The sequence below is a fragment of the Bacillus sp. NMTD17 genome (genome assembly GCF_002998735.1).
Classification (GTDB): domain Bacteria; phylum Bacillota; class Bacilli; order Bacillales; family Bacillaceae; genus Bacillus.
Genome location: NZ_PVRH01000004.1, coordinates 199,027 through 209,764 on the forward strand (window position 1 = coordinate 199,027; position 10,738 = coordinate 209,764).

General features: G+C 46.6%; 1 protein-coding gene. It reads left to right on the forward strand.

Features of this window, described 5'->3' with window-relative positions; translation table 11 throughout:
- Nucleotides 1–7: 7 nt before the first annotated feature.
- On the forward strand, nucleotides 8–10,702 hold the full coding sequence (locus tag C6347_RS13385) for a non-ribosomal peptide synthetase (protein ID WP_106071728.1): 10,695 nt from the start codon (nucleotides 8–10) through the stop codon (nucleotides 10,700–10,702).
- The last annotated feature ends 36 nt before the right edge of the window (nucleotides 10,703–10,738 follow it).

Below are 10,738 nucleotides of genomic sequence, written 5' to 3' on the forward strand. Positions count from 1 at the left end.
TGGACATATGAGCAAGCAGAAGATTCAGAAGGTATATCCTTTAACACCCATGCAGGAGGGCATGCTGTATCATGCCATGCTAGACCCTAATTCCTCCTCTTATTTCACACAGCTTGAGCTTGGAATAAGCGGAGAGTTTGATCTCGCTCTTTTTGAAAAAAGTCTCAATGAGCTCATACGGACATATGACATTCTCCGTACAGCCTTTGTCTATCAACAATTGCAAAAGCCTCGTCAGGTTGTACTGGCTGAACGTCATCTAGATGTGTATCGAGAGAATCTATCTCATCTGAATCATCAAGAGCAGCAAAAGGTATTGGGTCAATATAAAAAGCAAGTGAGAAAGCAAGGATTTCACTTAACAAATGATCTGTTATTGAAGGTCGCTGTTTTTCAACTAAATGAAACAAACTGGCATCTAATTTGGAGCAACCATCACATCATCATGGATGGTTGGTCCATGGGTGTTTTAATGAAAAAACTGTTTCATTACTATGAATCTTTTCGGAACGATCGAACGCCGGATCGCTCACAGGGAAAGCCTTATGCAGATTATATCCAGTGGCTTGGAAAGCAAAATAAACAAGAAGCGGAAAGTTATTGGCAGGAGCGTCTAGATGGAGCGGTTCAGCATCAAGGGCTGCTGCAGCAAAATGAAGCGAACGGACAATACGACCATCAGGAATGGACGTTTACATGGGATGCTCAAACGGTACAAGCCATTCAAAATGTAGCAAGAAAATGCCAAGTGACAGCCCCGAACCTGTTTCAGGCTGTCTGGTCTGTTCTATTAGGCACCTATCATGCAGCTGATGATGTCACATTCGGCACCGTTGTATCGGGCAGACCTCCAAGTGTATCTGGAATTGAGCGCATGGCAGGGCTGTTTATCAATACGATACCCGTTCGAGTGACATTGGATCAGGGGCAGACGTTCAAACAGTTGTTTCAAAAGGTTCAGCAGCATGCACTGGAAGCGGAAAACTATGATTTTATGCCGCTTTATGACATTCAGCAAAAGACAGCTGCTGGAGGGCAGCTCTTTGATCATTTGGTTGGGTTTGAGAACTATCCTTTAGATCAGGAGCTGTCTGGTGATACCATGTCTGCACGGCTTGGTTTTTCCATTGATGTAAAGGACGGATTTGAACAAACGAATTTCGACCTAAATGTCCTTGTTTATCCAGGTGAAACGTGGACATTGAAAATCAAATACAACGCCATAGCTTTTGAAGAAAAGATCATTGAAAACATATCAAAACATCTGACCAATCTCATGAAGCAAATCATCCAGAACCCTGATGTACGCCTTCATGAAGTGACATGTATCACAGAAGAGGAGAAGCAGCAGATTGAAGCTTGGAATCAGACAGAGCGAGATTATCCGAAGCATCTGTCTATTCCTGAGCTGCTTAATGAACGTATGAAGGCGCAGCCTGACCATCTGGCATTAGTTGAAGGCGATCGAACATTCACGTACGAGGAGCTTGGACAAGAAATCCGTCGTTTAGCCGGCAGTCTTGTTGAAAACGGCGTACAGCCCGGAGATGCTGTCGCGGTGTATATGAACCGATCAGCAGATGCGGTGATCGCCATTTTAGCAGTTCTGCACGCAGGGGCAGCTTATGTGCCGATTGATCCTTCCCAGCCTGAGGAGAGAATCCGATGGATGCTTGAAGACAGCGGCGCATCCATTTTGCTGCATGCTGACAATCAGCCGCCAGTTGATGAACATATCAAGGCTGTACATGTGACCAGCATGCCTCATCGCTCACACGTGGATTTCTCAGTCCGGACGTCTCCATCTCAATTGGCGTATATCATGTATACATCAGGATCAACTGGACAGCCCAAAGGGGTTCAAATTGAGCATCAGCATATTGTGAGATTGGCTTGCTCTCAGGAGAAATTAGGCTTGACCAAGTCGGATCGTATGGCGCATACAGGGGCCGTCAGCTTTGATGCTATTACCTTTGAGATATTTACCACGCTGCTAAATGGGGCGACGCTTTATCCTGTTGACCGTGATACTTTATTGGATATCCATCGATTCGAACAATTTATCCAAACACATCAGTTGACGGCGCTCTTTTTAACAACTGGATTATTTAATCAGCTCGCTCAGCAGCGGCCGCAAATGTTCGAAGGATTAACCACATTAATTACAGGCGGTGACGTCATCAATGTGAAGAGTGCGGAGCTTGTGAAACAGCATCATCCAGCACTTGTTTTACTGAATGCCTATGGTCCAACTGAAAATACAACCATCTCGACCATTTACGAAGTAACAGGAGATGAAACGGGTCCGATCCCAATTGGTCAGCCGATCAACCATTCGTCGGCTTATATTTTAGATGATGATCAAAGATTGCAGCCAATTGGAGCGCCAGGAGAGCTGTATGTTGGCGGAGATGGTGTCGCAAGAGGGTATCTCCATCGTCCGGATTTGACCAATCAAGTGTTCATGGCAGATCCTTTTAAACCGTCAGGCCGTTTGTATCGAACAGGGGATTTGGCTAGATATGGCGCGGATGGCCAGATCGAATTCCTCGGCCGGACAGATGATCAGGTGAAAATTCGAGGCTTCCGTATTGAGCTTGGTGAAATTGAAACAGTGCTTCAGCAAAAAGCGGGCATAGATGATGCGGTTGTGCTTGTCCATTCGTTTTCCTCAGATGAAAAGGAAATCACCGCTTACTTCACAGGGACAATGACAGAAGAAGAGGTGCGGGATTTATTCAATCAAGAGCTGCCAGCTTATATGGTGCCGCACCATGTGATGAAGCTGGATGCTTTTACGCTCACATCGAACGGGAAGGTAGATCGAAAAGCTTTACCAAAGCCGGACGAAGCGCATCAGGAGAAAAAGGAAATCATTTCGCCTGAGACGGAGACAGAAAAGGCACTTGCTCAAATTTGGGAGGAGCTCCTTGGGAAAACGGTAGGAGTAGATGAACATTTCTTCATGGCTGGCGGGCACTCTCTCAAAGCAATGATGATGTCCGCGAAAATTCAAGAGGTGCTTCAAAAGGAAGTACCGATTCAAGTGATTTTTGAGAAGCCGACGATTCGTTCATTAGCGGCATATATCGATCAGGATGGTCAAGAAGAAAAAGGACATCCCATCTTACCAGCAGAGCAGGCGGACGAATATCCGGTATCACCAGCTCAGCGCCGTTTATACATTTTGCAGACACTCGAACCTGACAGCACGAATTATCATATTCCGATCGTCTTAACGCTTGAAGGGGCACTCGAATATCAGCGGCTCAGATCAGCGTTTGATCAGTTGATCCAAACGCATGAAATCTTAAGAACGAGTTTTCATATAAATGGAGAAGACATCGTCCAAAGGGTGAATGAATGGACTGCATTTGACCTTCCCGTTCATGACATCAAAGAAGAAGAGGCAGAGGCATTCCTTTCTGAACGTCAAACACCATTTGATTTAACAGCTGCGCCTCTATTGCGAGCTCAGTTGTTGAAGGTCAGTGAGAACCGTCATCTTCTCGTCTTGGAAGCACATCATCTCATTACAGATGGCAGCTCCATGAAGACGTTCATTCAAGATTTGGCGAAGGCCTATGATGGAGAAGCTCTTGCAGAAAGAGCCATTCATTATAAAGATTACGCTGTCTGGCAGTTAAGTGAAGAAGAGACGGAGAAACAGAAGGAGCATGAAGCATATTGGTTGAAGCAATTCGAAGGAGACTTACCGGTATTAGAGCTGCCAACTGATTATCCGCGTCCAGCGGAACGTTATTTTTACGGAGAACGATTCATGTTTGGCTGTGATCAAGCGACGACTCAGCGGATTCATGAATTGCTTCAGAAAACAGATACGACCATGTACATGTTCTTGTTATCTGCCTTTCAAGTGCTGCTTGCCACCTATAGCGGCCAGGAAGATATCATCGTTGGTTCCCCTGTTGCAGGACGGACACACCCTGATATACAGGACATGCCGGGGATGTTTATCAACACTGTTGCGATGCGCGGAAAACCAGAACAAACGAAGACATTTTTACAGCTGCTTGAAGAAATAAAAGAAACGAGTGTTGACGCTTTTGCTCATCAAAGCTATCCACTCGAAGAGTTAATTGCACGTCTTCCGCTAGATCGTGATACAACCCGAAGCCCGCTCTTTAGCGTGTCATTTAACATGCAGAACATGGAGGTTCCGGCGCTAAAGCTCGGCGATCTGCACATTTCGCCTTATGCCATTCAGCATCACTCTGTCAAATTTGACTTGTCTCTAGAAGCATTTGAACGAGAGGGAGCATTAAAGCTGAGCTTTGACTATGCAGCGGCATTATTTAAAGAAGAGACGGTCCGCAGGTTCGGAACTCATCTTCTAGCGATTATTCGTGAAGCGGTCCAACACCCGGATGAACAGATCGGCTTGCTCCGTATCCTTGATCAGCATGAGCAAATAGAGCGATTGGAGAAAAAAGACGAAGTGCAATCGAATCGTCATGAGCCCTTCCATGTCCAATTTTCGCGTCAGGTAAAGGAAACACCAGATGCCATTGCGGTGATGGATGATCAACGGAAGCTCACTTACCGCGAGCTGGAAGACATGGCAAATGCGCTTGGCAGTGAACTGAAGGTACGAGGCGTCGAGAAAGAAAAGACTGTAGCACTGATTCTTGACCGCTCTGTCTATGTCATCGTCTCAATGCTTGGTGTGATGAAAGCAGGTGGTGCATTTGTACCAATTGATCCGGCCTTCCCTGCGGAACGTATCCGTTACACATTAGAAGATTCAGGTGCACAAGTGATCGTGACAAATGAGTCTCTTGCAGGTTCCTATCAAGATCACAAGTCGATTCAGGTGGTGCAGGTTGAAAAAGCAGTGCAGCAAAGCCGCTCGCTAGATCTGCCGGAAGGCTCAGCCGATCAGCTCGCTTATGTAATATACACATCTGGTACAACAGGGAAGCCGAAGGGTGTACAGCTCACACATCGTAATCTATCACACTATGTCAACTGGCTGACAAATGAGGTGACATTGCAAGAATGCGATCGGACGGCACTGCTTTCTTCTTATGCATACGATCTCGGTTACACAAGCATTTTCCCTGTTTTAAAAGCAGGGGGGACACTCTATGTGCCTCGTGAAGATGTGTATACAGACCCGGTGCGTCTCATGCGTTTGATTGATGAACAAGAGCTGACGTATATCAAAATGACACCATCCTTATTTCATATGATGGCAGATTCGAAGGATCATGCATTTAATGCTTTACGCCTTGTGATACTTGGAGGGGAACCGATTGTCTCTGAGGATGTTGAAACGTTTATGGAGCAGCACCCATGTGTGGCAGTGATGAACCACTATGGCCCGACAGAGACAACTATTGGGACTGTGACCAAGCTGATCACACCGCAAGAGCTAGGCGCTTTGATGGATCGCTCTGTGATCGGGCAGCCAATTGCTCACACAAGAGCGCTCGCACTCAATCGTCAGCAGCGCCTTGTCCCTTATGGCGCACCTGGAGAGCTTTATATATCGGGGGAAGGTGTATCGAGAGGGTATTTGAATCAGCCTGAATTAACAGCAGAGCGTTTTCTTGAAAATCCATATTATCCTCAGGAGCGAATGTATCGCACAGGGGATTTGGTCAGACAGCATGCAAATGGAGACATTGAGTTTCTCGGAAGAATAGATGATCAAGTGAAAATCCGCGGTTATCGTATTGAGAAACAGGAAATTGAGCATGCCGCGCGTGCACGATTATCCATTCAAGAGGTGTATGTCAAAGTAATTCACATGTCCCGTTTACCGGAGCTTGCACTCTATTACACAGCGCCTGAGCCAATTGGAACACTGACGTTTAGAGAAAAGCTTGCGGAGACACTGCCGGATTATATGATTCCAACGTACTTTGTCAAAGTCGACCACATTCCGCTCACACAAAACGGAAAGGTAGATGCGAAGTCTATGCCGCTTCCGCACGAGGTGCATATGAACCGCGCGGTGCATGCAGCACCAGAAACGGCACTTGAGCAGTCGCTGTGTGACATTTGGTCAGAAGTACTTGGGGTTGAACAAATAGGTGTTCATGATCACTTCTTTGAATTGGGAGGTCATTCTCTCAAAGGCATGGTGCTCATTTCGAAGGTACAAGCCAAGCTGAACAAGCATGTGCCGCTCAAAGTCCTTTTTGAAAAGCCAACGATACGGGCGATGGCAGCCTATTTGGAAGAAGTGGATTCTTCGGACATCACATCCATTCATCCGGCGGAGAAGCAAGATTTCTATCCTGTCTCTTCCGCTCAAAAGCGGATGTATGTGTTACAGCAGCTGCATCCAGAAGCAGTTACTTACCATATGCCAGCTGTTTTGATGATGGAAGGCAGCCTTGATGTGAAGCTGCTAGAAGAAGCGCTGCAAGCCTTGATCGAACGACATGAATCATTGCGGACAGCCTTTGTAGAAATTGACGGCGTACCAGTTCAAAAAGTCTATCGCCGAATGCCGTTTACGTTAGAGGTTGTTGAAGTAGAGAGAGGTCATGAACAACCTGTCATAGACGCATTCATCACCCCATTCTCATTACATCAAGCACCATTAATGAGGGCAAAGGTGGCGAAGCTTTCTAATGAAGAATATGTGTTCATGATGGATATGCACCATATCATCGCAGATGGTGTCACACGCAGTTTGCTCATTCAAGAATTGGCAGAGTTGTATGAGAAAAAGACATTACCGCCAGTTCAGCTGCACTACAAGGATTATGCGGTATGGCAGCAGGAAGAAAAGCAGCAAGCGCTGCTCGAGAAACAGCGTCAATATTGGCTAGAGCAATACGCTCAGCCGCCTGAAGATTTGGCGCTGCCACTTGATTTTCCGCGCCCTCATGTTCAGTCATTTGAAGGAGACCGAGTCGATAGATGGTTATCTGCTGAAAAGGTGCAGTCCATTAAAACGCTCATGGCTGAAAAAGGTGTAAGCTTGAACATGGTCATGCAAACGGCATTTGCCATTTTCCTTTCCAAATTAACTGGGCAGACAGATATCGTTATAGGCGCTGTGACAGCAGGACGTACGCATGCTTCAATGGAACGGGTTCCGGGCATGTTTGTGAATACACTGGCTCTTCGACATGAAGTGCAGCTGGAGGAAACGACAGCACAATTGCTTGAAAAAATGAAAGATCGCAGCCTATCAGCCTATGAACATCAAGATTTCCCGTTTGAGGAATTGGTGGCACAGTTAGATCTTCCGACAGACACGAGCCGCAATCCATTGTTTAGTGTCATGCTGACAACGGATGACCGAGACCTGACGTTACCGGATCTGGATGGACTCAAGCTTTCGCAAAAACAGCAAGAGACAGTTCAAGCAAAATTTGATGTAACGCTCGGTGTATTTGAAGAAAAAGACCAAGTGGGCCTGCGTTTTGAGTATGCAGCGGCACTGTTTAAAAAGAAGACCATTCAGCGTTGGAGTCAATATTTTGAACAAATCATAGACGAAATGCTGGCTAAGCTCAATCAGCCAATTTCAGCGCTATCGATCTTAACTGAAGAGGAAAAACGAGAACTGATCAATGAATGGTCAGGTCCTGTCCTAGACGTTCCGTCAGATCAAACGATCCATGAACTAATTGGAGCTAATGCGCACAAAGCGCCTCACCAAAAGGCGGCGACATTCTGCGGAACGAGCTGGACATATGAGGAACTGAACAATCGGGCGAATGTAGTTGCTCAGAAATTGATCTCTCTTGGCACAAAACCCGGAGATCGCGTCGGCATACTCACCCGTCCATCGCTTGACATGACGGCAGCCGTCCTTGGCGTCCTGAAGGCAGGTGCGGCATTCGTTCCAATTGATGCGGATTATCCGGCTCAGCGTATTGCGTACATGCTAGAGGACTGCGAGGCAGAGGTGCTTCTGATGCAAAAAGGACTGACTGCACCAACTTCTTTCACAGGTCATGTTCTGCAAATAGAAGATGCCGTAGAAGGAGAAGCACAAGAAATTCAGGTACATGTGAAACCAACAGATCTCGCCTATATGATTTACACATCGGGAACGACTGGACAGCCGAAGGGTGTCATGGTCGAGCACCAGTCCCTTGTCAATCTTGCTTTCTGGCACAATGATGCCTTCCAAGTGACAAATGCGGATCGAACCGCCAAATATGCCGGCTTTGGCTTTGACGCCTCCATTTGGGAAATGTTCCCGTCATGGATCGCCGGCGCAGAGCTGCACATCATCGATGAAGCGATTCGTCTCGATATGATCAAGCTCAATACGTATTTCAATGAAAAAGGGATCACCATTGCGTTCCTGCCGACCCAGTTATGCGAGCAGTTTATGTCAATGGACAATCATTCACTGCGCTACCTACTGACTGGCGGAGACAAGCTGAAACAGGTAAAGCCTGTTCCATATAAACTCGTCAATAACTATGGCCCAACAGAAAACACAGTCGTAGCGACCAGCGAGATCATCAACCCAGATCAAGGCACACTTCCGATCGGAACAGCGATTGCCAATACTCGTTTCTACATCATGGGTTCGTTATACGACCTCTCGCCGCCAGGCGTACCGGGTGAGCTCGTGATCGCAGGAAAAGGACTGGCAAGAGGGTACTGGAATCTTCCAGAGGAAACAGAGAAACGATTTGTCCCAGATCCATTTTATCCAGACGAGCGCATGTACCGTACAGGCGACTTGGTGAAATGGACAGAGGATGGTGAGCTGATTTACCTCGGCAGAAAAGACCATCAGGTCAACATCCGAGGCTTCCGTATTGAACTGTCAGAAGTTGAGGCGCAGCTCCTTGCGCTGGCGGAAGTCAAAGAAGCAGTCGTGACAACGGTCAAAGATGCCAGCGAACAAAATTCGCTTGTGGCATATGTCATCACCGATGAAGAAACGACCGACCTGAAAGAAAGTCTAAAACGAACGTTGCCAGACTATATGGTGCCATCATCCATCATCAAGCTTAACCAACTGCCGATGACGGCAAATGGCAAAGTCGATCTAAAAGCATTGCCAGCGCCTGATATGGAAGCAAACCAAACGGCATACGAAGCGCCAAGAGACGAAGTTGAAACACTGCTTTGCGATATTTGGGCAGATGTCCTTGGCGTGAGCCAAGTCGGCATTCACGACCACTTCTTCTTCCTTGGTGGAGACTCAATTAAAGGCATCCAAATGGCAAGCAGACTCACGCAAGCGGGTTGGAAGCTCGATATGAAGCTATTATTCCAGTACCCAACGATTGCGGAGCTGCGCCCATATATCGAAGAAGCCGATCAATTGACAGCTGACCAATCACCAGTTGAAGGGGAAGTCATTTTGACTCCAATTCAACGCTGGTTCTTTGAGCGAGCATTCAGTGACCAGCACCATTGGAATCTCTCGATGATGCTTCATGCGCCAAACGGATTTGACCTTTCGATTACAGAACAAGTGATGCAGAAATTACTTTCACATCATGATGCACTGCGTATGGTATACAGGCAGGAGCATGATGACATTCTGCAATACAATCAGCGGGAGCTCACGGAATCGATTGCGATTATTTCTCATGATGTCTCTAAAGAGCACGACGTGAAAAAGGCCATTTCCACATATGCCAACGAGTATCAGCGTCAGCTGAACCTCGAAACAGGTCCACTCATGAAAGTGATTTGTTTCCGTGCAAAAGATGGCGATCACTTACTCATCGTGACACACCATCTTGTCATTGACGGTGTCTCATGCCGAATTTTACTAGAGGATTTTATGTCTCTTTATCAGCAGGCAGCTCAAGGACAAACGCTCGTCCTTCCGCCAAAAACCCATTCCTTTAAAGAATGGGCAGAGGCAATCGAACGATACGCACAGTCCAAGCCGTTAAAAAGCCAAAGTGAGTACTGGACAGAGATTGACACTCTGCCATTGACCACTTTACCTGTTGATCATGAAGTAACGAAAAGAAAAGTTGCTCAAACAAAAGCAGTACAGATGCAGCTTTCAGAGTCCGAAACCGAGCATCTCTTAACCGATATTCATCTACCGTACACAACGGAAATGAACGATATTCTTCTATGTGCTCTCGGGCTTGCCGTTCAGGAGTGGACAGGGAAGTCCCATGTACATGTGCAGCTTGAAGGTCATGGAAGAGAGGATATTTTATCAGGGCTGGATGTCTCCCGCACGGTTGGCTGGTTTACGAGTATGTATCCAGTTGTTCTTGAAGCAAAGCCGGATCAGACCATAGCTGATGCTATTAAAGGAACGAAAGAGATGCTGCGGCGTGTGCCAAATAAAGGAATTGGCTACGGGATTTTGAAATACATGACAGCCACTGAGCCGTCAGGACAGCACGTACATCCTGAAATCAGCTTGAACTATCTTGGGCAGATCGATCAGGAAGTGACGACAGAACTCTTTGGACCGTCCACCTATGATATGGGACGACAAGCAAGCCCTGATTCAGAAGCTGTCTATAAGCTGAACCTCAGTGGTCTTGTTCAACACAATCGATTCATGTTGTCGTGTTCCTATTGTACAGATGAATATGAAGAACAAACGATACAGCAGTTCATGGCATTGTTGAAAGAAAAAATCCAATCCATCATTACCCATTGTTTAGCGCAGCACGAAAGAGAATTTACGCCAAGTGACTTCTCTGCGGCTGATCTTGAAATGGATGAAATGGACGACATTTTTGACATGCTTGAGGAAAAATTGACCTAACAACACGAGATCAGTCATACAAACGGGAAGGGAGGA

Bases quoted from the DNA above. Each gene is read 5' to 3' on its own strand.
- C6347_RS13385 (WP_106071728.1), top strand. From the start codon at position 8: ATGAGCAAGCAGAAGATTCAGAAGGTATATCCTTTAACACCCATGCAG.